The organism is Ureibacillus galli (assembly GCF_014836845.1).
Lineage (GTDB): Bacteria > Bacillota > Bacilli > Bacillales_A > Planococcaceae > Ureibacillus > Ureibacillus galli.
This window is the reverse complement of sequence record NZ_JACSQA010000001.1, coordinates 21,558-46,856: the sequence shown is the minus strand read 5'-3', so window position 1 is coordinate 46,856 and position 25,299 is coordinate 21,558. Positions and strand designations below refer to the sequence as shown.

The following is a 25,299-nucleotide window of genomic DNA, read 5'->3' as shown; positions in this document are numbered from 1 at the left end:
AATGGACGGATTAAATGACAAAAATACTAGTTTAATATTAGAAGGAGGAACTTTTCGTACGGTTTATACAGCCGGCATTTTAGATGCTTTTTTAGATCAACAGATAATGATGCCATACATTATTGGTATTTCAGCTGGTGCAATGAATGCTTGTTCCTATATTTCTAAACAAAAAGAGCGTACATTGCGAGTGCTCATTAATTTCCGTCATGATAAACGATATATGGGTTTTCGAAACTTCTATAAAGAGAAAAGCATATTTGGGTTGGATTATGCCTATGATTTAATTCCCAATCAATTAGATCCATTTGATTGGGATACATATCAAAAATATGATGGCACTTTATTGTTTGGGGTAACAAACGCAATGACAGGTGAAATAGAATATATGAATGCATTGGAAATGGATCGGAAATGTATGATGTTAAGAGCTACGTGTGCAATCCCTATTTTGTTTCCCGAAATTAAAATAAATGATATTCCATATTTTGATGGTGGATTAGCAGATCCAATACCGATTCAAAAAGCAATAGATGATGGGTTTGAAAACCATGTTCTCGTATTAACACGACCAAAGGGATATCGTAAAAAATTGGACTCTCAAAGTAAATGGGCTATGAAACTATTAAAAAAGAAATATCCGAAACTTGTAGAACTTATGCAAGTGCGAATTGATAAATACAATGAGACCCTTGCATTATGTGAAAGATTAGAAGAAGAGGGAAAAGCTTTTATTTTCAGACCAGAATATCCGATGAAAAGTATGGAGAAAGATGTGAAGGTAATGCGACAAAGTTATGAAATGGGCTATAACTTAGCAAATAGTCAAATGGAAAAATTAAAATCTTTTATGAAAGCACAATAAAGAAAAACACCATTTCTTCATAAGAAATGGTGTTTATACTTATTCGTATGTAACTTTATAATCTTCATACTTTAACCATTTTAATTTTGATTCAAATAGTTTTAAGAATACTAAGTTTAACACGATTGGTAATGCAATAAATAACGTAATGGAAATGAAGATGCTTTCAGTATTCCAACCTACTAAACTTAAATATTTTAAAGGTCCAACAAATCCGGCTAGTCCAAAACCTGCACTGTATGGAGTACCGATTACTTCAAATAGTCCGCCGAGTCCTCCTAATATGCCTGCAGTTAAAATCATTGGAAAGGCGATTTTCGGTTTCATAAAGAAGTTTCTCATTTGAATTTTAGCAGAAGCAATATGAGCAATGGCTGTACCAAAATTGTTGGCACGGTAACTTGCGATACACATTCCGACACCTGATGCACATACACCAAGGTTCGCTGCGCCAGCACCAATACCAGAAAGCATAATAACTGTAGCAACTCCGATTGTTGAAATGGGTGATAAAATTAACACAGAGAATATCATGGCAATGATAGCTCCCATTACAATTGGTTGAAGGCTTGTGACATACATAATTCCTTCACCGATTAATAGAGAACTGTTTTTTACATAAGGTAAGATTGATAATCCAATAATTCCGGGAAGAAAAATCGTTAGTGCTGGCATTGCTAGTAATGTCCAGTCTTTTAATCTCGTTCCTAACCATTGAACAAATAAAACAGCTAAAGCAGCAGTTAAACCGATATTAATAACAGTTCCAATTCCTGCTATTGTTAACGTTCCATCTGTTGCTACCGTCGTAACACCACTTCCGATAAATGCTGCTAAACCAACAGAACATGTTTGAATCGGTGTTAATTTGAACTGTATACCAATCATCACTCCAATGACAACTGGCAATAAGCTCATGACGATGACAGAAACATTTAATACCGTTTCTAAAAAGGGTGCATAGGGAATGAAAAGTTTTAATATTTCACCAACAAGGGCGTTGGGGATTAAACAAACAACAATTCCTAAACTCATTCCAGTTAATAGCTTATTAAAAAAATCTTTCATACTTATTTCATATCCTCTCTAGGTGTCACTCTTTTAATGTAAGATTATTATATAAGTTAGAAAGATTATTTCAATACTAAATTTTCTGAATATAAGACGCAGATGTAAAATCATAACGTATAATAGAATGAAAACGATTTTAAGTAGAATTAAATCATATAACTGAAATTAGCTTTTTTCTTTATTAAGTAAAGATGACAAGGTTTTAATCGCTATTTTCAAAAATTGAAGCCGACCTTCCTTAGTCTTGGTATTAAAAGGGAAATCAGTGTATAGTAATAGTATTCAACCATTTTAAACAATGGAAAAGTATATATCGAGAGGAAGATCTACATGTTGAAAGATACTGTGTTTGAACAATTAAAAGTGGCGATGAAAGAAAAGAATGTCATCGCAAAAGGTGTCTTAACGCTTTTAAAATCGGCATTAGATAATGCTGAAAAAGAAAAAGGTTCAGCATTAACAACTGAAGAGGAAATTGCAGTAGTCAATCGTGAAATTAAACAAACGAACCAATCGTTAGATGGGGCAAAACAAGCTAACCGTGAAGACTTAATTGAAAAAGAAGAAGTAAAATTAGCATTGTTAAAAAGTTTCTTACCGAAACAATTATCTGAAGAAGAAATTACAGCTGTACTAACTGAAGCAGGAGTCAAAACAGGTTTAAATATGGGGGAAGCAATGAAGATTGCTAAACCTTTACTTGCTGGTAAAGCTGATGGAGCTACGATTTCGAAAGTAGTGAAAAATTTAATATCATAAAATTTGTTTTGAACTCGCCTATATTGTGCGAGTTTTTTTATTGGAGAAAACGTATTGACAAGACTGTCATACTGTTATATATTAAATCAAACAATAAATATCTGTTATAGAACAGATGAGGGGAGTTTCAGTTTAATGTCCATTTATCGTGAAGGTTATGATTACTATGTTGCTAAATGTATGGATTTTGGTCTAGAGCCGATTAATTTTTATTATTATGTTCTTCAACTTTCCCAAGAACAACTAGATGCTTTCAATGAACAAGCAAAAAAAATGAAAGGGAGTGCTTTAAGGAGTTTTAGAAAAAATAGTGCTTCAAATGCCCATTAAATACTATGAAATATTAAACGAGGTATTATACTTGAACAATCATTTAATTGATCCATATCCATAAACAATCTTACTTGTTATCGAGACAAGTGGGGTTGTTTTTTATTTGCTTATGAATTCAAAAAAAGAGAGCAGCCAAAAATGATGACTACGCTCTAGTGGACTATCGTTTATTCACTTAACAATTCTTGTAGACGTTCATACTCATCGTTGCCGATCGCACCATAATATTGATATAACAAGTCAGAGTCTACTTTTATTTTGTCTCTATAATTTAAATATAGTTCCTCAGTTAGGTGTCGAATAATAATTGGAACGGGCTGATTATGATTAAAGTGATGAATATGTTTTTCGATAAATGCTTCAGATAATTCACACCATAAGTTGTTTCCTAGTGCCTCAAAATCAATATAAGATAAATGAGCATTTAAAAAGTCTTCCGTTAAATATTCATTATATTGGCAAACAATACGCCAATTTAGATGATCTCTGTAACGATGTAACCAATGGGGTTCAAAAACGGCACTCATCAAATCCATTTGTTTTTTGGAATAGGCATTAAAAAACTTATCCATTTCTTTATTTGATCGTTTTTTATAACCCATATCATCATAAATTTGACAAGCTAATGAAGGAATTCCTTTTACCATATGCTCGCTTCCCGGCCATTTATATTGTCCCCGGTCATACTCAAAAAAGTGGAAATCCAATTTTTCCTCTTCATCTTCTATTAATTCGTCTTCATCAAGAAGATGAATGGTACTATATTCACTAAAATAGGTTTCATCTTCAATAAACAATTCGATTTCTTGTTCAAAGTGTTCGTTGATTTTTAGTTTTTGACGTCTTAGTTGTTCAACTATGTAGTTTTTAAAGGACGCAGATAGTCTAGATAATACTGGATAATTATATTGAAGCGTTGAAACATCCACTTGATCAAGATGTTCAATTAAATATTGTTCATTTAATTGGTCACAAGCATAACAAATGTAGGAAAAGTCTACGTAATCAAGGTATTCTTCAAACTCGGTTGGATGTAATTTGATTAGGTTATATCTCCAAAAACAATAATCATGGATAAATTGTTTGGACATTTCCGGGTTATTGTCCAGAATATGAGTCATATCAATCTCATCGATAATTGGACCAACATACGAAGGAATTGATTTGATATCAAAATTTTTAGGAAAATCGAGCTTTGCCAAAGATAACTTCGGATTAAATTTTTTTCTTCGACTTGGATGCGTTTTTAAACTATATGTTCCGATTGAACCGCGCTCGTCTAATAAAATATAAGCCAATTCCTGTTTTTGATCCCTCGTTAATTTAATGTTTTTCGGAAACTTAACAGAGGCGTAATAAGTTATATTGGCCATATCATAGAAAAATTTATAATCACCTTCAGGAGTAAATTCCGAACGGGACAAATTCTTTTTCCAATATAGAAGGGCTCCGTTAATCGGTGGATAGTTGGAAAAATGTATATTTGCTATAGAAAAAATATTATGCGAAAGAGATTCATCATAAACAGTTTTAATAAAATCTATACTTTTAATTTTTAACATGCTGTACCTCCGTTAAAACTATTATATACTTCCTAGACGAAAACAGCAGTAAAAAGTGTCTGGAGTAGATGGATTAAATATCGACTAGAATAAATAAAAATTTATTCATTTTTCGTAATCTGTTGGGAGCAAAATATGACCACTTTACTATCATATTTCTTTAACTTGAAATCTAGAACTAAATTATAGAAAAATTGTGAGGAAAAATGGAATATCAATCCTTCAATTCACTAATGAAATTGTAGAAACTTTTCGTATAAGGGAATGTAACGAAGGAGAATGTTATCTATTAATTCGATATCAACTTTGAGGTCGCTATTTAATTGATTTAAATTTCATTCGGTCACCTTCAAAAATGGATTTAGATATTTACGAAAAATCTTTAAATATTTCCTCAAGGATTGTGGGGCGAATCGGGAAAAGTAGATAACAAAATATTTCCATAAAAAATTTATATACAGGATAGTATTGGTGGACGTAATAAGTGGGAAGTAGGGAACAATAGAAAATTGAATGAGAACAAATTTATACAAAATATTCAAACAATCATTTGACTATTTGAATGTTATTGAATATATTAGTTTTAACAATCAAATATTCATTTGAATAAATGGGGTGTCTAGAGTGAATAAAGAAAGAGATGTATGTGAAATTACGTGTATAAATGAGGAGAAAGTCGTTTCGATTCAAAATAAATTATCGAAGGAAAATCCCTTCGAAGTGGCAAAAATTTTTAAAGCTTTATCTGATGAGACAAGAATTAAAATTGCCTATACACTTTTAGGTGGTGAGTTATGCGTCTGTGATGTGGCAAACATTGTAGGGGCAACTACAGCTACTGCATCCCATCATTTAAGGTTGTTGAAAAATTTAGGAATAGCAAAATACCGAAAAGAAGGTAAATTAGTTTATTATTCATTAGATGATGATCATGTCAAACAACTAATTGAAGTTGCTTTCGCCCATCAAAGGGAGGGAGTTCGAAATGAATGATACTACAAAAGAAATAGAAGAAAAAAAGGTATACCGTGTAGAAGGTTTTTCCTGTGCAAATTGTGCAGGAAAGTTTGAAAGAAATGTAAAAGAACTTCCAGGTGTACACGATGCAAAAGTGAATTTTGGCGCATCAAAAATTAGTGTTGTAGGGGAAGTTTCCATCGAAGAACTAACGAAAGCCGGTTCATTTGAGAATCTTCAAGTGTTTCCTGATAAAGTTAGTTCCCGAAGCAGGAAAGAAAAGGAAATTTCTAAAGTAAAAAATGAAGCATTTTATCAAAAATACAATACTTTACTTTATGCAACTCTCTTCATTGTTTTTGGATACCTCTCGATGTTCGTGAATGGGGAAGGAAACATCCTCACTTCATTATTATTTTTAACATCCATTGTCATTGGCGGTTATTCCCTTTTTATTGTAGGTTTACAAAACTTACGTCGTTTTGATTTTGATATGAAAACATTAATGACAATTGCAGTAATTGGTGCAGCGATTATTGGAGAATGGGCGGAAGCTTCTGTCGTAGTCATCTTATTTGCGATAAGTGAAGCGCTTGAACGATTTTCCATGGATAAAGCCAGACAATCAATTCGCTCACTAATGGATATTGCTCCAAAAGAAGCTCTTATTAAAAGGAATCATCAAGAAATGTTGGTACCTGTAGAGGATATTTTAATTGGTGACATGATGATTGTGAAACCAGGTCAGAAAATCCCAATGGATGGCATTATCGTAAAAGGTAATTCAACCGTAAATCAAGCAGCCATTACAGGTGAGTCCGTTCCTGTGTATAAAAAGGAAGACGATGAAGTATTTGCAGGTACCTTAAATGAAGAAGGGTTACTTGAAGTTCGAATAACAAAATTAGTCGAGGATACGACGATTTCGAAAATCATTGAACTTGTTGAAGAAGCCCAAGCAGAACGGGCACCATCCCAAGCATTCATAGATACGTTTGCGAGATATTATACGCCAATCATTATAGTGATTGCGGTTATTGTGGCCGCTGTTCCTCCTTTACTTTTTGGTGGAAGTTGGTCGACGTGGGTTTATCAAGGGCTATCAGTTTTAGTTGTTGGTTGTCCTTGTGCTTTAGTCATTTCAACTCCTATATCTATTGTTTCTGCCATAGGAAATGCAGCAAAAAAAGGTGTTTTAATTAAAGGTGGCATTTATTTAGAAGAAATGGGCTCTATTAAAGCAATTGCTTTTGATAAAACAGGTACGTTAACAAAAGGGGTTCCAGTTGTAACGGATTTTCATGTATTGAACGAAAATATGGAGGAAAAGAACATATTAGCCCTCTTAGCTGCATTAGAATCACGTTCTGGTCATCCGCTTGCTTCAGCAATCATGAATAAAGCAAAAGAAGCATCTATCGTTTACGAAAATATTGTGGTTGAAGATTTTGCTTCTTTAACTGGCAAAGGGATTAAAGGAACTGTACAAGGTAAATCAGTTTATGTCGGCAGCATGAAACTATTTAAAGAACTTTTAACGATTGACGAAAGTTTAGAACGGATATTCATAGACCTTCAAAACGAAGGGAAAACCATCATGATCATCGGTACAGAAAAGGAAATTCTTAGTGTCATTGCTGTTGCGGATGAAGTACGTGAATCGAGTAAGGATGTAATTCAACAATTACATCAACTTGGAATTGATAAAACAATAATGCTTACAGGAGATAATCAAAGTACTGCGAATGCGATTGGACGTTACGCTGGGGTATCAACTGTTAAAGCAGAATTGATGCCGGAAGATAAATTAAATTCGATAAGACAATTAAAATCTCAATTTGGAAAGGTCGCTATGGTAGGGGACGGTGTCAATGATGCACCTGCATTGGCTGCTTCGACTGTTGGAATCGCAATGGGTGGAGCTGGAACGGATACGGCTTTAGAAACTGCAGATATTGCTTTAATGGCCGATGATTTAAGAAAACTACCATTTACAGTAAAGTTAAGTCGCAAGTCGTTAAACATTATTAAAATGAACATAATTTTTGCGATAGGAATTAAAGTTTTAGCATTGCTACTAGTCGTTCCAGGATGGTTAACGTTATGGATTGCTATTTTATCGGATATGGGTGCTACTTTACTCGTCTCATTAAATAGTCTACGTCTTATGGGAATGAAGGAATAAGGAGATTTAAAGAGCATGGTTTTGATTCAATATATTTAGTGGATCAAATTACATGCTCTTTCCTATATGTGATAAAAAAACATTCAATTTAAAGGGATTTGGAAAAATGTGTATAATGATATGAAGGAGATGAAAAGTTGAAAATAAAGGAAGAAGAAAAATGATGAAATTTTACGGTGTTTTAGTTTTAACGATTATTATAGCTATAGGATGTTTCGTATCTTGGACTAATTCTCAAAACAAATTACAAGGAACTTCCGAAAATGAAATATGGGAAGCCGAATATAAAAATGAAAAAATTGGAGGCAGCTCTATCGGATGGAAAGTATCCGTTCAACAACGAAATAAAGAAGAGTTGACGGTTAAAAAATTGCTATTTTTAGAAGATGATAAAAAAATATTCGAACAAATAAAGTTCCAAAATGGCATAGATATTGATGGTACAAAATACTCTTTACATCCTTTTTCTTATCCAGATTTATATTTTGGAGATGCTCCAAAGGATAATGTGGATTACACTATTGAAATCGTATGGGTTGATCAAAGTGGGAATGAACATACAGATAAAATTGAACTTAAAAAAAGGGATATCTTTTGATGGAATGCTTATGTCTTACAATTGAATATTCTTTATTTAAATAAAAATAGGAACTTCCATTTAACTGAAAGTTCCTATTTTTGTCTTCTACAACTTAAACAATACCAATTTTTAAAATGAACCTTGGTAGGCTTTATACCAATGATATGGTTGTATTTCTTTTAATAATTTATATTCCAATTTACCATTTGGATTAGTCACAGCCGCTTTTACATTTTCTCCCCAGTAAAAAAGTCTTTCTTGACATACACCACAGGGAGATAAAACGGTAAATTCAGAATTTTCATCTTCCCTTACTACACAAATTGTATGAGTGACTTTTGTATTTAGTTTATGTGCTTCAAGAATGGCACCCGTTTCAATACATAATTCAGTCGAAGCATTGATAACGTCTGGTGCTACACTGGTTAAGATTTGACCATTTTCCGTATACATGGCTGCAGCTCCACCCCAGCCTGATGGATACCTCTTTTCTATCAAATCGATTGCTGCTTGATAAAGTTTTTCGATGTCCATTTTCTGCTCCCCTTAATTTTTTCTATAATAATACATTAACAGAAATTAGTTCCTTCTGCTAAATTGGCTATTCCTGTTTAACAAATTATTAATAAGTACTTTAACAGTGCCAAATAAAGTTTCTTTTAATAACTAAAAAGATACCGCTCTTCATCTATAATTTTCTTTATTGGTTAACTTTATTTAATGGGGATTATTTAATTGCATATTTCCTTCGGTTGATGTACGTTATGTGTACACATTTTCACATAACGTACATTTTTACTTGTGGAGGCAATCGTATGATATCGAACATGAATAGGGACGATTTTAAAGAAAGTAAAGATTATATCCAATCAATTGACCGGATGTTTCAAGTGTTAAATACGTTTAGCGTAGAAAATCCTTCATTAACAACAAGTGAAATTGCCCAAATGACCGGTTTAAGTCGACCAACAGTACGCAGAATTTTACTTACATTGGAATATTTAGGGTATGTAAAATCAGATCATGCAAATTTTTCACTCACTATGAAAATTATCGAGTTAAGTTCGGTTTATCTTTCTTCTCAAACATCCGTCTGGCAGATGGCTCAACCTGTTATGGAATCTTTTGTTAGAGAAACCGGTGAATCAAGTTCTATTTCGATTTTAGATGATGATAATATTTTATATGTGGCAAGAGTTTCGGAAAAAAGAATAATGTCGATTAATTTAGAAGTCGGATCTCGTTTGCCGGCGGTTTCAACTTCCATGGGCCAAGTATTGCTTGCCTATTTACCCGATGATGAGTTAAAGGAACGTTTAAATAAGTTTCAGTTTAAAAAATTTACTGAAAATACGATTGTTGATAAAGATGAATTGTACGAGATATTAATGGACATTCGAAAAAAGGGCTGGGGAGGAGTTGACCAGCAGTTGGAGGAAGGTGTTCGTTCCATAGCTGTACCTATTCGTAAATTAAATGGTCAAGTGATTGCTGCCATTAACTGTTCTGTTCATGCAGGTCGTGTTTCCAAACAACAGTTGTTAGAAGAATTTTTACCGAAGCTTAAAGAAATGGCACGGTTAATTGAGAAAATAGTAAGTATTCGTTAAAGTATCTTAACCGTAACAATTTCCAACTTCAACGTAAAAATCTGCACGATTCTTCCCGGGGAGTCATGCAGATTTTTTAATAACATTAATCAAACTGAAATAGGTCTCGGGAAAGTAAATACATAAGAGAGAACCATAGTAAAAGTAGGTGTTCCAGAAAATGTTAATTTGTTAGGATAGGTGAAAAATGATTTCAATCGATAGAAAATTAAGATTACGAGATTTAGAAATTTTTCATTTCTATAAAGAAAATAAAATGTTAGCTTATGTCATTATCGAAGATACGAGAGGACCTTTTACAGAAGAGGATAAAAGGTTAGAACCACTTTGCTTTTTAGATGAAAGAAGATATACATGACATTGTTAATGTATTTAAAATTTATATCTTAACCGATGAACCGTTAGGAAGAGATGAATCGATTATGTTAAGACAGTTTTTTGGAAATTTAGTAGACAATAGTTCTATTACCAATTTTATTATCCAAGAATTTGTACAAAAAGACTTATATGAACATGTCGATGATTCTTGGGATATTAAATCTTATCAAAGAATGTTAGAAAAAGTTGGATCAAGTTTAAAATTCAACCTATCGATGAAAAAAATTGGTGCCATTTATCGCAAGGTGAAACTAAATTTGATAGAGTAATGTATACAGTTAAAAATACAAGATAGATAGCGATTGATTAAAGAGTGCATTTCCAGAAGGAAAATGCACTCTTTTTTCGTTTACAAGGTAAGTATTTCGGTCTTTTTCCGAACAGTACAAGAAAATAGTTTATATGATTTAGAAAATTAAAGTTTGAATGTTCAAAAAAATATTTACATCGATAAATAACGATGATATCATTCCATTTAAGTAGTAATAAATATTACAAAATATTTTTAAGTTGTTATTTTTACTACATAAGGTCAGCTGTTATGCCATCTTTGAAAGCGTTATCAGCTTGATTGAAAGAAAAATAAAGTTAGAGATTTAAACATTTTTCAAAAATAGGGGGAGTATTCAATTGAGCTATACAACATCGCTTTTATCAAAGGAAATTATAGAAAGGGCCAAAAAGCTTAATACAACACTTATTTCTGATGCTCTAGGATGTACTGGTTCGATGGATTATAAAGTAAAGCCAGTTTCATCAGGAATGAAAGTAGTTGGTACTGCTTTAACTGTAGATATGAGAGCAGGAGATAATCTTTTCTTACACCAGGGTATTTACTGCGGGGGAGAAGGATTTGTACTTGTCGCGGATGGAAAAGGTCATACAGAAAATGCTTATCTCGGTGAATTAATGGCTAAAGCGGCAAAAGCAATTGGTATTGAAGGAATTGTTATAGATGGACTTGTCCGTGATAAAGAAAGTCTTATTGAAATTGGGTTACCTATTTTTGCAAAAGGATTCATTCCGAATGGTCCATTTAAGGATGGCCCCGGTGCTATCAATATACCAATATCTTGCGCTGGAGTTACCGTTTTTCCAGGTGATTTAATTGTCGGAGATGATGACGGAGTTGTTGTTGTATCAAAAGAAAAAATTGAACAAGTACTGGAAAAAGCAGAAGCAAAATTTAAATATGAGGAAAAACGTCTACAGACAATTGTAAGCTATGAGGAAAATCGAAAAGTAGGGAATACAGATAAATTCAGTATAGCTCCAGTATGGCTAGGTGAAAAAATGAGAGAATTTGGAAATTAAAAGGAGAAACGAATATGCATTTAGGATTTATAGGATTTGGTGAGGCTGCTTTTGAGTTAGCGTCAGGTTTAAAGGAGCAAGGAATACAAAAAATGAAGGCATATGATCCGCTTTGGGATGAACCGAAATATAGCGAACTTATTAGAAGTCGAGCTATGGAGTCTAACGTTACAATAGTTCATTCTATGGAGGCAGCAATTAAAGACGTAAAGGCTATTATTGTTGCTGTACCTGCAGATAAGGCACTTGAAGTTAGTGAAAAATTGAAGTCTCTAGTTACAAATGAAAGCGTTTATATTGATGTTTCGGCAGCATCTCCCAATATCAAAAAGCAGATAGGATTAAATATAAGTAATTCTGGTGGGAAATTTGTCGATGCTGCGATGATGGGACCTCTACCAGTTTATAAACATAGGGTTCCTATTCTTGCGAGTGGTAATGGAACAGATCGATTTATTGAAATGATGACTGTATATGGTATGAATATCGAGAAAGTTAGTGAAATACCTGGTGAAGCAACAGCCGCAAAATTAATACGAAGTATTTATATGAAAGGAGTTGTTGGACTTTACCTTGAAATGCTGGAAGCTGCTCAACATTTTAATGTAGAAAAACTTGTCATTGATTCACTTAGCGAAACAATCAATGGTAGAACATTCGAAGAAACAATGAATCGATTGGTAACAGGAACAGCACTACATGCATCTCGTCGTTCTATAGAACTTGGGGGCACAATTAACATGCTAGATTCAGCCAAAATTGATTCATCGATGACAAAAGCAGCAAAAAGTAAAATTGAAAAACTTGCTTCATTAAATTTAAAAGAGAAGTATCATGGTGAAAAGCCAAAACATTGGAGACAGGTAATTGAGGAATTTAAAGTTACAACTTAAACAATGGCAATGAATGTTGTTGTTACTATTACAAAGCTAAAATGAAAAAGAGGGTGTATGTATGGGGGTTGGAATTTGGGCATTACTTGTATTTATTGGCATTATTGTTTTTTGGAATGTAGTTCTAAAACGAAATATTGCAGAAGCAATGCTGATAGGTTTTATTGCAACTTCTTTATTTGGAGGTTCAAAATTTTTAGATTTAATGTGGAACGGTCTCTTGTTTGCCGGAACAAATGATGTATTATATGCTTCTGTTGCGTTTGTGTTTATGGCTTATGTTATCGATCATACAGCAATCATTTCAAGTCTAGTGAAAATATTAAATTCCTTGTTAGGTCGGCTTCCTGGGGGAGCTGCATATGTTGATACAATTGCATCCGCAGTAATGGGAACGCTTGCAGGATCGAACTCGGGAAATACAGCTACGACTGGCTCCATAACAGCACCATGGATGGTTCAGTCCAATTTCACACGTGAACGGGCAGCTACTATTGTAGCTGGTAATGGAGGTCTAGGGGCAGCATTACCTCCTAGTGCTTCGATGTTTATTATGCTTGGATTTGCACCCATTGCAGCTGTTGTATCAGAAGGAGATTTGTATGTAGCACTATTTATTTCAGGAATTTATCAAGTCATTTATCGTGTAATCCTGATCATGTATTTCGTTAAGCGGGATAATATTAAACCAATCTCACCAGAGTTTATTCAGCCACTGAAAGAAGCCCTAAGAACAGGCTGGAAGTCAACATTGATTTTCTTTGGAGCATTAATTCCGATTGTCGTCACCATTGGTCCTCTTGCAGAAAATTTTATGGAAAATCCTAATATTGGTGAAGATGCAATGGGGAGTATCTCACTTATTACGTGGATACCGATTTTAATTATTTTAATTAGCATGATGGTTGGCTGGGCAAAATTACCAAAAACAGTAGCAGGCTGGTCCGATTTTTTAAATAATGCGATTCCTCGTTTTTCAACGATTGGTGCTTTGCTTGTATTTGCATACGCTGCTAGTCAAGTTTTAACAGATCTTGGCCTTCCTGAAGATCTAACAACATTAATGGGGTCTATCGACATTTCTAAGTGGTTAATGGTACTTATAATTTCACTACTTGTAGCAATTGTTGCTGGACCATTATCATCAACGGCAACTTTAACTGCAATTGGTATGGTTGCTTTTTCAGCGATGGTGTCAGCAGGCGTAGATCCGTTGCTTGCCGTAGTAGCAATTCTCGTTTTTGCTTCTACTGAAGGTGCTTCACCTCCTGCTTCCGGATCAATCTTTATTGCCGCTTCACTTGCTGGTGCAAGTCCTGAAAAAACATTTGTTCCTTTAGTTGTATATTATGTTGTTCCAATTTTATTGATTGGCTATTTCATTGCAATGGGATTCTTGCCAGTTTTATTCTAAAGGAGAGTAGAAAAATGAAGAAGTATATTGCCTTTTTATTTAAAACTTGTCTTTTATTGTTTTTAATCGGTGGAACATGTCTTGTCTTTGGCCAGTTAGCTGGGCTTCTGTTTCAAAGAGGTGAGTGGATTGTGAAATCTTGGGAAATGTTTGCAGAACCAACATTTATGATTAGTGCAATTGCTGGTATATTTGGCTTCATTCTCGGTTATTATCCAAAGAAAGAAGTGACTAAAGTAAATGAAGTTGAGAAAAGTTCTTCAAATGAATTGAGTGAAGAGTTTGAACTTATACGCTAAAATAAAGGAGCAGACTGAATAAGTCTGCTTTTTCTTTATTGTTACTCCGACAAGTTTGTTTTAGATTTTCGACAACTTCCTATATATTATTATTTATCTGAAGTAGTGATTTCTATTAAGTTTTAATGAGTGGCGGAGAAATTATGGATCTGTTCTCTGTCTCCTGACAAATTTCATTTTTACAAGATAGAGAAATCGTGATAATATTTTCTCAAATGAAACAAGGTGGAATATTTACTACAATAACCACCTGTCTGGAGAGATAATATGGAAAATCCAATCGAAAAATTACAACATAAAATTGGAGAATTAACAGAAACGCAACGAAGAGTGGCAGACTATATCATTAAACATCCACTTGATGTAGCCTTCTTAACGGTCGATCAACTTGCAGGTGTAGTAAAAACTAGTACGACAACGATTATGAGGTTAACATTTAACCTTGGCTATTCAGGTTATTCTGAATTTCAAAAGGGACTACAAGAAAATTTAAGGAACCAAGCTGCACCCCAAACAAGATTTGAAGCCAATATTAAAGGAATAGAAGAAGATGATCTTTGGGGTCGATACGCAGAGAAACAAATTAACAACATTCAAAACACGATTGAGATGATTTCACATGAAACGCTTGAACAAACTCAAAAAATGATTTTGTCGGCTAACCGGATTATTTGTACGGGTGTTAGGAGTGGATTACCAGTAGCACAATATTTAACGCATGGATTAAATAGACTTTTTGGTAATACAAATCTTGTCGTAGCTGACGTTAGTGATTGGGTAGATAGTGTTGTCAATATGGATGAGAATGATTTAGTGATTGCAATCAGTTTTCCTCGATATGCAAGGAGAATCATTGATCTTTCACGGACAGTTAAAAATAATGGTGTAAAAATTATATCCATTACGGACAGCTATTCAGCGCCTATTACCACTTATTCAGATTTAGTTTTGCCATGTAACGCTAGTAGTATCGCTTTTCATAATTCCGTCGTATCATCGATATTTATTGCCGATTATATAATTAGTGCTCTAGCAATTAATTATCCAGATCAAACAAAAAAACGTCTAGATAAAGTAAATGCAATTTTAACCGATATCAATTATCATTCATTGGATTAATTTAATGTAAAACAAATGCAGTAAAGGCTAGAATTATATTTTGCTAGCCTGTTTTTATTTTATTTATGCAACTAAATAGTTTCTTTTACTTGACGCGCAACCAAAAAGTTGCGTATTATCGAATTATGAATCGTAATACAGATATAATATTCAAAGCACTCGCTGACTCAACTCGAAGGCTCATATTAGATGAATTATCAGAACGTAACGAGATGACATTGTATGAACTTACAGCGAGGCTCATTATGAAGCATAACGTTAGCATTTCCCGTCAAGGTATTGCAAAACATCTATCTATATTGGAAGATGCAGGACTAGTATTTTCAAAACGAAAGGGGAAGTATCGAGTACTTGTGTTCAATAATGAACCGCTTAAAGACTTATTAAAAGGATGGATTGAGTAAGAATAACGTTTAAATAAATATGAGATGAATGAGTCGAAATATTTGGTTCATCACAAACTGTTTAGGACGCACGAAACACACTATCTATACGAGGAGGAAAAGATATATGAAAATCATTGTTATGAGTATATTTGTTGAAGATCAAGAAAAGGCGTTAAAATTTTATACGGAGACACTAGGATTTATAAAAAAACATGACGTTCCTACTGGAGAATATAGATGGCTTACCCTTGTTTCTCCTGAAGGACAAGAAGGTACAGAACTGTTACTTGAACCTAATCAACATCCAGCTGCTAAAGATTACCAAAAAAAGCTATTCGAAGATGGTATACCTGTAACTATGTTTGGTGTAGACGATATTCAAAATGAGTACGAACGATTACAAAATTTGGGCGTGAAATTTATAATGGAGCCTACTAAAATGGGTGATATGACAATAGCAATTTTTGATGATACGTGTGGAAATTTGATTCAAATTATTCAACAATAATAAAGTGAACTTTACCGAAAACTAAAAAAATTTTGTTACCCCGTTCTTTTTATAGGATGGGGTTTCATTATGTAATGAAAAAGTTAAAAATTAGAATAAAGTAAAGAGCTTACTAAGTTAAGAGTAACATAGTGAAAAAAGTGCTGTTTACATGGTGACATAGGGTATAGATTGATAAAATATACATAGATGAAAGTTCAATGGAGCAATAGTAGACTAATTTGTGAAGTAGGATGTGAAATATGTTACAATACGGATTTCCAATTAGTTTGAGAGATGATGTTATGGAAGTAATTCGACTGCTTCCAAAGAAGACTTACCATAATCTCTCTAATGAATTACTTGAAACTATAGAATACATTCAAGATGATTATGTGGTTAACATTCCTTATCGTCTTTATTTCAAAGATAATTCTGATCAATATATAGACAATTTAACCGAACAACAAAAAATGATTTTACATTGCATTTATTCAAGAAATTGTGATGGTTATGTTCGACAAAAGCATTTACATTCATTGCTTTTAATGGATTATGAAGAGTGGGCTATTCCTTATATTGTAAAAATATGTGATGAATACATCATTGAAATACTAGAGATGACGTATGTTATTCTGAAAGAACAAGATACAGAGAAGATAAAGAGATTTTGTATGGAAAATATAGAGGGATTTTGTAAAAGCTATAACAGAATGATTAGCTATTGGAATGAATTTTATCGTGATCGATACAATAATTTTCATCAATATATTGGTAGAAAACTTTTTAGAGAATGTTTTGGTTACTCTAGATTCTTGGAACGTAGGAAAAAGTGAGATGCTTGAACACATCAAAAACAGAACACAATTTTAAATGGAAATTTGTGTTCTGTTTTTATGTGGTGAAATCACTATAATGTAAAAAAGAAAGGACGATGCTATTTTGGAAAACGTATCGAATGTTGATCGAATAGAATCAATCAAATCTTTACAATCGACACTTCGTAAACTGGAAAATGCCTTGTCCCAGATGAGCCATAATGGCAAAAATACCACCTTAGTAAAAAAGCGACTAAAGGCTGTGAACATCGGTTTAGCAATGCTAGAAAATGTTTGGAATCTTAGAAATCATCATTTTTTCAAGGAGGATATAGAAGAAGCCCACGATGTTCTTACTAGTTTATTTCCATCCATGGAGAAAATCTATGCTAAATCAAAAGCTGGAAGTCCGCAAAGAACACTTTTAGAAAGAAGAATAAAAGCGTTGAAATTTGCTGTTCAAGCGATTGCGGGAAGTACAGGAAATAAACAATAGATCTATCTTGAACAGAATCTAGATTGATACAAGGAAAATTATCTGAAGGCGATCTTCGAATAGAAGAATCGTCTTTTAATCTTTACATCGTTTATAGATTAGGGAATTGAAAATTCAGAATACATTGTTGACGCTTAACATTTCGTACTATAAAATAAAAAACATGTCATCTAGATGTATAGATGAAATGTCGGTAGCTTATTAAAAATGAACCACGGAGGGTCGAGATGAGTAATTATAATCCTCATATTCCAAAATACGTCCAAATTGCTGAACGGTTAAGAAAAAAAGTAGATGAAATGTACAAAGAAGGAAAAGAAAGATTTTTAAGTGATGATGAACTCATCAGTATGTTTGATGTCTCCCGAATGACCATTCGTCAGGCAGTACAGTTGCTTGTCGAAGAAGGTCTTTTACAACGTATCCAAGGAAAGGGTACATTTATTGTTCGAAAAGACAAATTAAAAACAGATATTGCGAAATTGGATACTTTCTTTAGAGGGTGGTATTTGAAAAACTTTCATGTCAAGTTGCTATTTCGCGGTTCCGTACCATGTCCAGAAGGAATCGATGTGAAATTGGGGATAACACCTGGAGAAGAAGTTTATCAAGTAAAACGGTTACGTCTATCAGAGGGGATCCCAATTGTTATCGATAACCGTTATTTATTAAAAAAATATGGTGAACAAATTACAGATGAAGAGTATGTGAATTATTCATTCTCCCATTTATTTTTAAATAAGTTTAATATGTCCCTTACCGACGGAGAAATAGAAATAGAAGCTGCTCTTGCTAGTGAAGAAATCTCAAACATCCTTGGAATTTCCGTAGGCTCTCCAATTTTATATCGAAGTGTTGATTTAAAAGTAAAAGATAAATGTGTTTTAACAGGTGCCTCTTCCTATCGTGGAGATATGTACAAATACAAATCCGTCTTAAGTTTAGAATAAATGTCGATAAGAGCTGATTGTTATATAGTTTATCGTATTTTGTAAGTGCTTCCATTGGTGTTTTTAAATTCTAAAAGAAAAATAACATATAGGCTCGAATATCAAAATTACAAAAAGGAACATAACTTTTTCTAAATTTTATAATTCAATCTTAAAAACTTTAGTTCTTAATAAAAAAATCTATAAACTACATACGATGTGATCGATACGAAGGAGGTAACTATGTTTTATTCTATTTTAATTATACTAGCAATTATTATTGCAATTTATTTAGGTGAAAAGCTTGATATAAATACGGGTTTAGTAGCTTTAGCATTTGCTTATTTAATTGGTTGTTTTGTTTTAGGAATGTCTATTAATGATTTATTGGAAACATTCCCGACAAAATTATTTTTAGTTATTTTTACTTTAGCTCTTTTCTTTAATTTTGCAGTTGTAAATGGTACTTTAGAGAAAATTGCCCATTTATTGCTTTTTAAATTTCAAAAACATACAAAATGGCTGCCATTAATTTTGTATTTTGTGACGGCATTAGTTTCAGGAATGGGGGCCGGTTTCTTCACTTCAGTGGCGGTAATGGGCGCGATTGCAATGGCCTTATGTAAATCCTCAGGAATGAATAAATTACATGCTTCATTTGCCGTTTCATTAGGGTCCCTTTCTGGTGCCAACTTCATGTATAGTGCCCATGGAGTACTATTTAACTCATTACTTAGTGAAACGGCTCTTGCTGACCAGGCGAATTTACTAACAAAGGATATTTTTGTTGTTTCATTTATTTATCCAATATTTATTATGTTAATTCTTATGTTTTTTGATAGAAAAAATAGTCAAATCGATGAACTAAATATTGAAAAACCTGAAAGATTTTCAAAGAAACAAAAAGTAAATATTTCTTTAATTATTCTTCTAATGGTAATTGTACTTGGCGTACCGATGCTCGCTACTTTTATGCCAGAAAATGAAACGATTCAGTTTATTAATTCACGGACGGATATTACTTTACTGGCAGTTGTGTTCGCAATCGTAGCATACATTTTAAAATTAGCTGGGAATCAATCGAAAGAGGTAATGACGAGAATCCCTTGGAGTACGTTATGGCTAGTTTCTGGGGTAGGAATGTTAATTGATGTGGCGGTAGAAGCAGGTACTATTGATTTATTAGCTTCTATGATTAATAATATGCCGTCCTTTATTGTTCCAATTGCTGTCACAGTCATTGCTGGTATTATGTCAATCTTTAGCAGTACATTAGGTGTTGTTGCACCGCTTATGTTCCCGATGATTGCAGGAATCATCGCTCCTACAGGTTACAGTGCTTCGCTAATTGCAGTGGCAATTATTATTGGTGCCCAATCAACAGCTTTAGCACCATTCTCTACAGGTGGTAGTTTGATCCTTGGGAATAGTGGGTTGAGCGAAGAAGAATCTAAGAAATTTTATAATGATTTACTTTATAAAGCAACGCCTTTAGGATTAGGATTTGCGATTGTTGCAACGGTGATTTTAATGTTTATATTATAGGGGGTAGCTATGCAAAAAATATTTGACTCTCATTTTCATATTATTGATCCAAAATTTCCACTTGTTGAAAATCAAGGATTTGTCCCAGATTTTTATACAGTGAATAATTATTTAAAAGAATTAGAAGAAATGTCCATTGAAGTAACTGGGGGAGCCATTGTATCAGGTTCCTTTCAAGGATATCATCAAGATTATTTTGCGGATGCCATTTCAGAATTAGGAAATCATTTTGTAGGTATTACACAACTACCATTTGATACGACCAATGAAGAGATCTTAAAATTAAATGACATCGGAATAAAGGGAATAAGATTTAACTTATATAGAGGGTTATCTGCATCACCGAAAGAAATTAAAGAGCTTTCAGAGCGAGTATATAAGTTATGTAATTGGAAGACAGAACTCTATCTTAATTTACAAACGATTGATAAAGATCTAGAAGAATTAATTTTCACCTTGCCAAAAGTATCCATCGATCATTTAGGGATGCAAAAATGTTCTATGGATAAGTTGAAAAAAATTGTGAACGCAGACGTTCCGATTCGATTAACGGGTTTTGGTCGGGTAGGTTATGAACGAGATGAAATTAGAGAATTAATTACAATATTATATAGAGAAAATCCAAACTCTCTTATATTTGGTAGTGATTTACCATCAACTCGAGCGAGTTATCGATTTTCATATGATGATATACAATTAATTAAAGAAACTGTCGGTAAGGAAGCGCAGGATAGAATATTCTTTCAAAATGGGGAGAATTGGTATCTTCATAAATAAAAATTATTTCAACTTACAAAACCTTAGTTTTTCCTCATAGCGGGAAAAATTAAGGTTTTATTTTTTTAAGGAATATTTTTATAGGTAAGACGTTCTTAGTCTATTTTTTATTGATTTTTATATGAAATAATGCAACTTTTACTTGAAATCAACGTAAAAAAAGTAAAAAGAAAGGATGAATTGATGGCTGTCTCGATAATATTAATGGTGATTGTTGGAATTGGTATACTGTTCTTTTATAATCAGTGGCAATTTAAAAAGGCAGAAAAATTATATGAGCCGGTTGGGAAATTTATAACAGTAGATGATGATATAAAGTTACATTATATTTCAGAAGGTACCGGTCAACCAGTTGTATTTCTACATGGGGGAATACTCTCTAGCAGTGATTATAAAGAAACCGTTCAAATGGCAGCTCAGCAAGGTTATCATGCAATTGCCTTTGATAGACCTGGTTATGGATATAGTGAAAGGCCTAAAAAAAGAAAAATTACTCCCATTACGCAAGCTTCTATTATTCATAAAGCGTTAAAAGAACTTGGAATCAATGAACCAATCATATTAGTTGGCCATTCTTGGAGCGGTACGATGACCCTTTCCTATGCTCTACAATTTCCAAAGGAAGTTGCTGGAATTGTGATATTGGCAGGAGCAATGTATAAAGAGGGATATGCTGCAGAGAATGGTGACCTGTTATCAAAGTTCGTTACAACACCTTTTTTAGGAAGTATGATTTTAAATTTATTACTTAAAACACCTTTAGCAAAAAGTATGGCTTTCTCAATGGCCAAGCAAACTTTTGCTCCGGAGCAGGTACCAGAAAAGTATGCAAAAGAGCTATATGCAATCGGATTCCGTCCAAGTCATTTTAGTGCAAATAGGGAGGATGTGCTTGTATTCTCTGAAACCTCTAAAAACTTTTGTGAAGAATATAAAAAAATTACAGTTCCTACAGTAATTGCAGTGGGAGAAAATGATCCATTTGGGGTGATTGATCAAGCGCGGCGATTAAAAGAGGATATTCCCCATGCCACTTTAAATATCATTCCAGACATCGGACATATGATTCCAGAACTTCATCCAGAGATGGTCTTGGAAAATGTGAAATTTATATCTAAAAAAATTACGAGTATTGTTTAAAGTTGTTTATTAAATATCAAACGTAGGAGACTTAAGGGGATTTTGGATTTAATTTCCATTTAAACTAAAAGGGAGAGGAGTTTTATGTATGTTTAATAATGAACAATTACAAGACTTAATTGCTGGGAAAAGTGTTGGGAATAAGTTCCCCTATAGTATAAATGATGACCAAGAAATAGAAGCACATATTCGGCGATTATTTCATCGAATAAACCGTATTCCGAATTTAGTATGTGAAGCAGAGTGGAATCATTTTGGCAGTGGATACGCTTCCTTTGTTGAATTATTTTGTTATCGGAAAGAGGATGTTAAAGTTGTTGAAGAGAAATATGGGCGTCGAGAGATAAGGACAGATGGGATCATTATTGATATTTGTCGTTTAGCACCTGTTGCAATTATGGGTGAAGATGACAGATATAAAACAATACGTACCGAAACAAACGAAGTAGTTGGTGGAGCACATGGGACTTTACTTAGTGGTCCACATCGATTAAAAATAAGTAAAGATTTCCAAACAATTGCAGAAAACTTGAAACAAGTTTTGGAAGAGTTTGATTATGAGCTTTTAGAGGCTAAAGAATTAAATCAACCTTTATCTTTTCAAACGGAAATAGCAACAATTTATCGGGAACCTAGAGAATATTTAGTGATGGATGCGATTTTTTATTGGGAGGATTAGTTTAATTGTAATGTATTACTAAGTCTAATACGACTTGGTTGTTGTAAAAATTAATTCTCTTAATGTCTATCACTTTTGGAAAATTAAATAACTTGATGATCTTAATATATTTTCCATAAAAGCTTCCTTAAATTGAAGTAATCAAATAAATGAGAACATTCTATAAGTTGAGTTTAGAGGATTGAATTCGGTATTAAACCGGACTCAATCCTTTTTATTTTTCTTTAATTCGTTTGTAATTGATGTAATGTAGAAATAACCTTATCAACAAATTAAACCATATCACTGTTTAATAGGTACACATATTTCACAATAAGGGTAACTAATCATATCACTAATGTACTTTTCCATAATTGGTTTATGATCGATTTGGAAATTGTTATTTTGTAAATGTTGAAAAATAGCCGGATATGCTTTTTGAATATCTTCTGTTGTATGTTTTACTTCGTAAACATAATACTCACCCCCAGAGAGTTCCCTTTCAAGAACTGAATCATCTACTTGAAAATCATTTGGAATGACAATGCAAGCATCAAATCTGCACTGATTAGGTGGTGTTGTTTCTGGGTTATCGAGTGGAATTGCAAACAAAATTGCAGAATTAAGAAGATTATTCTCCTTCGCCCATTTTTTTAACTTCTCCATTACTTCCATATTAGCAGGACCGTATTGACCAACTCGTCGCATATAAGCAATACGATAGTTTGGAAAAGTTTCGATTTTAAATTTCATTACGTTCCATCCCTTCTATCCATATTCTTTGGTACATTTCGAATGTAACATGTTATAAAAAAATATTTCGATTAATTTTAAAAATAATTTGAAAATTTATTATATAATTGAATGAAAATGAAGAGTATGGAAAAAAATGTTATCCATCATCGTGTTTTTGGGCTATTTGTAATTATTGTCTTTTTAGCTATGGTTAAAACAATAAAGGAAAGTCAACGTCAGAATCGGGATTAATAACTTTATTTCATCCACCATTTTTTAAAATTTACAAAGGTAAATTAACAAGTTATTTTGTTATACGCCTAAATAAACTATTGGTGTAAATGTCGAGCAATACGGTTTGGTAGAAGTAAAATGATTAAAAGAAGACAATGAAAAAAGCAAAAAGGAAAGATGAATAGAAGAGTCTTCCTTTTTGCTTTAACATTGAATTTCAATTCGTTGTTATCCTTTTATTTACTGACCGTTTTTTCTTCGAACCGTTATCGATTCTCCAGCGATTCCCCAATTATCCGTATCAACTTCATCAATGACAACGACCGTTGTATTCGGATTTTTATCTAATACATCGACAAGTAATTGAGTGGCTCCTTTAATAAGGGCTGCTTTTTTTTCGGGTGTAACGTTTTCGTTGGTAATTTTAATATTTACGTATGGCATTAATATCCCCTCTTTTCTTTTTTATTTTATGGCTGAAGTTTCTAATGGTGGTCTTCGATCAAATCGAATCCCACGTATAAGAAACAATGCGCCAATAAAGACAACGCCAGCTGCTCCTATCAAAGCAGCGTTATAACTTTGAGTGAAGGATGTTAAAAAGCCGGCAATTGTTGGTCCAATCATTTGGCCAAAGGCATAGATCGCCGTAAGATAACTAATCACTCGACTACTATTCGCAGGGTTCATTTGACGGACTAATGTAGTTGCAAGGGTGGTGATTCCCATAAATGTTGCGCCAAATAATAATGCAGAAATAATAAGACTAATTTGAGATGTCCAGAAAACAGGTAGAGCAATTCCGATAGCTTGTAATATCATTGATAAAACTAGTGTTATTACGAAACCTTGCTTTTTTGCTAATGTTGACCAAAGTATACAGGAAGGAATTGCACCTAACCCAACAACAATCCAAACAAAGGATGAGTCCATTTTAAATGTTGGTGAATTTTCTGCAATCGATACGATGAATGTTCCTGTTACAATATAACCTAAGCCTTCTAACCCATAGGCAATCATTAACCATGTTAGCCATTTTGGGGGAGGTACTTGAATTTTTTCATCTTGTTTTTCCGTTTTTGTCAATGTATTTGGGGAATCCTTTAGCCACATCCATACAAAGATCGTAAGAACTATGCTTACAGTGGCTAATCCTATCCATACTCCTTCCCACCCATATAAATCGTTAAAAGTTGGAATGAAAAGGGTTGAAAAAAAGATCCCAAACCCTACGCCAGAATAAAAAATGCCTGACCAATTTGTTTTACCGGCAGAAGATAATTTATCTAACACAATACTAGAAGCGATAACAAAAATGAATGAACTTGCGATTCCTGAAACGAAACGAAGGATAAGCATTAAAACGTAAGAGTGGGAAAGTCCCATAACGAAGGTGGTCAGCACACTGATGATAAGACTAGCTCTTAAAAAATTAGTTTTATGCTTTTTCAACGGAAGTACTCCTGCTACTATTGCACCAGCCAAATATCCAGCATAATTACTCGAAGCAAGGTAACCTGCTACTGTGGCAGAAAACGAAAGGTCTTTTTGCATGAGTGGTAGGGTAGGTGTATAAGCAAATCTTCCAATTCCCATTGCAATCATTAGTGAAAAAATTCCGCCAACTAAAAATAAAATTGGATGCTTCTTCAAATGTTTCACCCCCTCGTTTTGTTTTTTATTTCTATCATAATCATATCTGTTTTTTGGTATATGGTATAATACATAAAATCGATATGAAGGCATCATTAATTT

General features: G+C 33.3%; 29 protein-coding genes. 23 read left to right on the top strand and 6 right to left on the bottom strand.

Annotated elements, in window-relative coordinates:
• The first annotated feature begins 1 nt into the window (after position 1).
• The gene (locus tag H9636_RS00230; protein ID WP_191705650.1) at positions 2-865 is read left to right on the top strand and encodes a patatin-like phospholipase family protein; all 864 of its coding nucleotides are present in this window, start codon (positions 2-4) and stop codon (positions 863-865) included.
• 39 nt (positions 866-904) lie between these two features.
• On the opposite strand, the gene H9636_RS00225 is transcribed toward H9636_RS00230, so the two are convergent.
• A complete protein-coding gene (locus H9636_RS00225) occupies positions 905-1,933 on the bottom strand; it encodes a PTS transporter subunit IIC (protein WP_191705649.1) in 1,029 nt (342 codons plus the stop codon).
• 333 nt (positions 1,934-2,266) lie between these two features.
• Between H9636_RS00225 and H9636_RS00220 the strand changes: the two genes are divergently transcribed.
• Positions 2,267-2,695, top strand: a complete 429-nt coding sequence (locus tag H9636_RS00220; RefSeq protein WP_191705648.1) for a GatB/YqeY domain-containing protein — start codon at positions 2,267-2,269, stop codon at positions 2,693-2,695.
• Between the two features lie 135 nt (positions 2,696-2,830).
• Positions 2,831-3,025, top strand: coding sequence for a transcriptional regulator (locus tag H9636_RS00215; RefSeq protein ID WP_191705647.1), 195 nt, complete (start codon positions 2,831-2,833; stop codon positions 3,023-3,025).
• A 170-nt stretch (positions 3,026-3,195) separates the two neighbouring features.
• Here H9636_RS00215 and H9636_RS00210 read toward each other — a convergent pair whose 3' ends face one another.
• Positions 3,196-4,590 carry a nucleoside-diphosphate sugar epimerase gene (locus H9636_RS00210; RefSeq protein ID WP_191705646.1) on the bottom strand — a complete coding sequence of 465 codons (1,395 nt, stop codon included), beginning with the start codon at positions 4,588-4,590 and terminating at the stop codon, positions 3,196-3,198.
• 624 nt (positions 4,591-5,214) lie between these two features.
• On the opposite strand from H9636_RS00210, the gene H9636_RS00205 reads away from it, so the two are divergent.
• The 3 genes from H9636_RS00205 (at position 5,215) to H9636_RS00195 (ending at position 8,330) form a co-directional block, all read left to right on the top strand.
• Positions 5,215-5,583, top strand: coding sequence for an ArsR/SmtB family transcription factor (locus H9636_RS00205; RefSeq protein WP_191705645.1), 369 nt, complete (start codon positions 5,215-5,217; stop codon positions 5,581-5,583).
• Complete coding sequence (locus H9636_RS00200; protein WP_191705644.1) at positions 5,576-7,732, top strand: heavy metal translocating P-type ATPase; 2,157 nt, start codon at positions 5,576-5,578, stop codon at positions 7,730-7,732. Before H9636_RS00205 ends, H9636_RS00200 begins: the two co-directional genes overlap by 8 nt.
• A 160-nt stretch (positions 7,733-7,892) precedes the next feature.
• Positions 7,893-8,330, top strand: coding sequence for a hypothetical protein (locus H9636_RS00195; protein ID WP_191705643.1), 438 nt, complete (start codon positions 7,893-7,895; stop codon positions 8,328-8,330).
• A gap of 111 nt (positions 8,331-8,441) precedes the next feature.
• Here H9636_RS00195 and H9636_RS00190 read toward each other — a convergent pair whose 3' ends face one another.
• Positions 8,442-8,846, bottom strand: coding sequence for a cytidine deaminase (locus H9636_RS00190; RefSeq protein WP_191705642.1), 405 nt, complete (start codon positions 8,844-8,846; stop codon positions 8,442-8,444).
• 281 nt (positions 8,847-9,127) lie between these two features.
• Between H9636_RS00190 and H9636_RS00185 the strand changes: the two genes are divergently transcribed.
• The 17 genes from H9636_RS00185 (at position 9,128) to H9636_RS00110 (ending at position 22,596) form a co-directional block, all read left to right on the top strand.
• On the top strand, positions 9,128-9,922 hold the full coding sequence (locus tag H9636_RS00185) for an IclR family transcriptional regulator domain-containing protein (protein ID WP_225229993.1): 795 nt from the start codon (positions 9,128-9,130) through the stop codon (positions 9,920-9,922).
• A 187-nt stretch (positions 9,923-10,109) separates the two neighbouring features.
• On the top strand, positions 10,110-10,280 hold the full coding sequence (locus H9636_RS18955) for a hypothetical protein (protein WP_225229992.1): 171 nt from the start codon (positions 10,110-10,112) through the stop codon (positions 10,278-10,280).
• On the top strand, positions 10,261-10,569 hold the full coding sequence (locus H9636_RS18950) for a hypothetical protein (RefSeq protein ID WP_225229991.1): 309 nt from the start codon (positions 10,261-10,263) through the stop codon (positions 10,567-10,569). The genes H9636_RS18955 and H9636_RS18950 overlap by 20 nt, the downstream gene beginning before the upstream one ends.
• A 361-nt stretch (positions 10,570-10,930) precedes the next feature.
• Entirely contained in the window at positions 10,931-11,614 is a 684-nt protein-coding gene (locus tag H9636_RS00175; protein WP_225229990.1) for an RraA family protein, read from the top strand.
• Positions 11,615-11,628: 14 nt separating this feature from the next.
• Complete coding sequence (locus tag H9636_RS00170) at positions 11,629-12,507, top strand: DUF1932 domain-containing protein (RefSeq protein ID WP_191705641.1); 879 nt, start codon at positions 11,629-11,631, stop codon at positions 12,505-12,507.
• Positions 12,508-12,568: 61 nt separating this feature from the next.
• The gene (locus tag H9636_RS00165; protein ID WP_191705640.1) at positions 12,569-13,921 is read left to right on the top strand and encodes a TRAP transporter large permease subunit; all 1,353 of its coding nucleotides are present in this window, start codon (positions 12,569-12,571) and stop codon (positions 13,919-13,921) included.
• A gap of 14 nt (positions 13,922-13,935) precedes the next feature.
• Complete coding sequence (locus H9636_RS00160; protein WP_191705639.1) at positions 13,936-14,220, top strand: hypothetical protein; 285 nt, start codon at positions 13,936-13,938, stop codon at positions 14,218-14,220.
• A 267-nt stretch (positions 14,221-14,487) separates the two neighbouring features.
• Positions 14,488-15,339, top strand: coding sequence for a MurR/RpiR family transcriptional regulator (locus tag H9636_RS00155; RefSeq protein ID WP_191705638.1), 852 nt, complete (start codon positions 14,488-14,490; stop codon positions 15,337-15,339).
• A gap of 125 nt (positions 15,340-15,464) precedes the next feature.
• Positions 15,465-15,743, top strand: a complete 279-nt coding sequence (locus H9636_RS00150) for an ArsR/SmtB family transcription factor (protein ID WP_122973533.1) — start codon at positions 15,465-15,467, stop codon at positions 15,741-15,743.
• Positions 15,744-15,849: 106 nt separating this feature from the next.
• The gene (locus H9636_RS00145) at positions 15,850-16,233 is read left to right on the top strand and encodes a VOC family protein (RefSeq protein ID WP_122973527.1); all 384 of its coding nucleotides are present in this window, start codon (positions 15,850-15,852) and stop codon (positions 16,231-16,233) included.
• Between the two features lie 242 nt (positions 16,234-16,475).
• On the top strand, positions 16,476-17,048 hold the full coding sequence (locus tag H9636_RS00140) for a hypothetical protein (protein ID WP_191705637.1): 573 nt from the start codon (positions 16,476-16,478) through the stop codon (positions 17,046-17,048).
• Between the two features lie 106 nt (positions 17,049-17,154).
• Complete coding sequence (locus H9636_RS00135; protein ID WP_122973525.1) at positions 17,155-17,526, top strand: hypothetical protein; 372 nt, start codon at positions 17,155-17,157, stop codon at positions 17,524-17,526.
• A gap of 227 nt (positions 17,527-17,753) precedes the next feature.
• A complete protein-coding gene (locus tag H9636_RS00130; protein WP_122973524.1) occupies positions 17,754-18,476 on the top strand; it encodes a GntR family transcriptional regulator in 723 nt (240 codons plus the stop codon).
• 222 nt (positions 18,477-18,698) lie between these two features.
• A complete protein-coding gene (locus H9636_RS00125; RefSeq protein WP_191705636.1) occupies positions 18,699-20,000 on the top strand; it encodes an SLC13 family permease in 1,302 nt (433 codons plus the stop codon).
• A 9-nt stretch (positions 20,001-20,009) separates the two neighbouring features.
• The gene (locus tag H9636_RS00120) at positions 20,010-20,777 is read left to right on the top strand and encodes an amidohydrolase family protein (protein ID WP_191705635.1); all 768 of its coding nucleotides are present in this window, start codon (positions 20,010-20,012) and stop codon (positions 20,775-20,777) included.
• A gap of 183 nt (positions 20,778-20,960) precedes the next feature.
• Positions 20,961-21,917, top strand: coding sequence for an alpha/beta fold hydrolase (locus tag H9636_RS00115; protein WP_191705634.1), 957 nt, complete (start codon positions 20,961-20,963; stop codon positions 21,915-21,917).
• 88 nt (positions 21,918-22,005) lie between these two features.
• The gene (locus tag H9636_RS00110) at positions 22,006-22,596 is read left to right on the top strand and encodes a hypothetical protein (RefSeq protein ID WP_122973658.1); all 591 of its coding nucleotides are present in this window, start codon (positions 22,006-22,008) and stop codon (positions 22,594-22,596) included.
• A gap of 282 nt (positions 22,597-22,878) precedes the next feature.
• Here the strand turns inward: H9636_RS00110 and H9636_RS00105 are convergent, their stop codons facing one another.
• From H9636_RS00105 to H9636_RS00095, 3 genes are all read right to left on the bottom strand, one after another.
• Positions 22,879-23,328 (bottom strand): AraC family transcriptional regulator, encoded by a 450-nt coding sequence (locus H9636_RS00105; RefSeq protein WP_191705633.1) that lies wholly within the window; start codon positions 23,326-23,328, stop codon positions 22,879-22,881.
• A 456-nt stretch (positions 23,329-23,784) separates the two neighbouring features.
• The gene (locus tag H9636_RS00100; RefSeq protein WP_122973660.1) at positions 23,785-23,988 is read right to left on the bottom strand and encodes a tautomerase family protein; all 204 of its coding nucleotides are present in this window, start codon (positions 23,986-23,988) and stop codon (positions 23,785-23,787) included.
• A 21-nt stretch (positions 23,989-24,009) separates the two neighbouring features.
• Positions 24,010-25,197, bottom strand: coding sequence for a YbfB/YjiJ family MFS transporter (locus H9636_RS00095; RefSeq protein WP_191705632.1), 1,188 nt, complete (start codon positions 25,195-25,197; stop codon positions 24,010-24,012).
• Positions 25,198-25,299: the final 102 nt, after the last annotated feature.

Coding starts and splice junctions, on each gene's coding strand:
- H9636_RS00230 (WP_191705650.1), top strand. CDS start 2: ATGGACGGATTAAATGACAAAAATACTAGTTTAATATTAGAAGGAGGA.
- H9636_RS00225 (WP_191705649.1), bottom strand. CDS start 1,933: ATGAAAGATTTTTTTAATAAGCTATTAACTGGAATGAGTTTAGGAATT.
- H9636_RS00220 (WP_191705648.1), top strand. CDS start 2,267: ATGTTGAAAGATACTGTGTTTGAACAATTAAAAGTGGCGATGAAAGAA.
- H9636_RS00215 (WP_191705647.1), top strand. CDS start 2,831: ATGTCCATTTATCGTGAAGGTTATGATTACTATGTTGCTAAATGTATG.
- H9636_RS00210 (WP_191705646.1), bottom strand. CDS start 4,590: ATGTTAAAAATTAAAAGTATAGATTTTATTAAAACTGTTTATGATGAA.
- H9636_RS00200 (WP_191705644.1), top strand. CDS start 5,576: ATGAATGATACTACAAAAGAAATAGAAGAAAAAAAGGTATACCGTGTA.
- H9636_RS00195 (WP_191705643.1), top strand. CDS start 7,893: ATGATGAAATTTTACGGTGTTTTAGTTTTAACGATTATTATAGCTATA.
- H9636_RS00190 (WP_191705642.1), bottom strand. CDS start 8,846: ATGGACATCGAAAAACTTTATCAAGCAGCAATCGATTTGATAGAAAAG.
- H9636_RS00185 (WP_225229993.1), top strand. CDS start 9,128: ATGATATCGAACATGAATAGGGACGATTTTAAAGAAAGTAAAGATTAT.
- H9636_RS18955 (WP_225229992.1), top strand. CDS start 10,110: ATGATTTCAATCGATAGAAAATTAAGATTACGAGATTTAGAAATTTTT.
- H9636_RS18950 (WP_225229991.1), top strand. CDS start 10,261: ATGAAAGAAGATATACATGACATTGTTAATGTATTTAAAATTTATATC.
- H9636_RS00170 (WP_191705641.1), top strand. CDS start 11,629: ATGCATTTAGGATTTATAGGATTTGGTGAGGCTGCTTTTGAGTTAGCG.
- H9636_RS00165 (WP_191705640.1), top strand. CDS start 12,569: ATGGGGGTTGGAATTTGGGCATTACTTGTATTTATTGGCATTATTGTT.
- H9636_RS00160 (WP_191705639.1), top strand. CDS start 13,936: ATGAAGAAGTATATTGCCTTTTTATTTAAAACTTGTCTTTTATTGTTT.
- H9636_RS00155 (WP_191705638.1), top strand. CDS start 14,488: ATGGAAAATCCAATCGAAAAATTACAACATAAAATTGGAGAATTAACA.
- H9636_RS00150 (WP_122973533.1), top strand. CDS start 15,465: ATGAATCGTAATACAGATATAATATTCAAAGCACTCGCTGACTCAACT.
- H9636_RS00145 (WP_122973527.1), top strand. CDS start 15,850: ATGAAAATCATTGTTATGAGTATATTTGTTGAAGATCAAGAAAAGGCG.
- H9636_RS00140 (WP_191705637.1), top strand. CDS start 16,476: ATGTTACAATACGGATTTCCAATTAGTTTGAGAGATGATGTTATGGAA.
- H9636_RS00130 (WP_122973524.1), top strand. CDS start 17,754: ATGAGTAATTATAATCCTCATATTCCAAAATACGTCCAAATTGCTGAA.
- H9636_RS00125 (WP_191705636.1), top strand. CDS start 18,699: ATGTTTTATTCTATTTTAATTATACTAGCAATTATTATTGCAATTTAT.
- H9636_RS00120 (WP_191705635.1), top strand. CDS start 20,010: ATGCAAAAAATATTTGACTCTCATTTTCATATTATTGATCCAAAATTT.
- H9636_RS00115 (WP_191705634.1), top strand. CDS start 20,961: ATGGCTGTCTCGATAATATTAATGGTGATTGTTGGAATTGGTATACTG.
- H9636_RS00110 (WP_122973658.1), top strand. CDS start 22,006: ATGTTTAATAATGAACAATTACAAGACTTAATTGCTGGGAAAAGTGTT.
- H9636_RS00105 (WP_191705633.1), bottom strand. CDS start 23,328: ATGAAATTTAAAATCGAAACTTTTCCAAACTATCGTATTGCTTATATG.
- H9636_RS00100 (WP_122973660.1), bottom strand. CDS start 23,988: ATGCCATACGTAAATATTAAAATTACCAACGAAAACGTTACACCCGAA.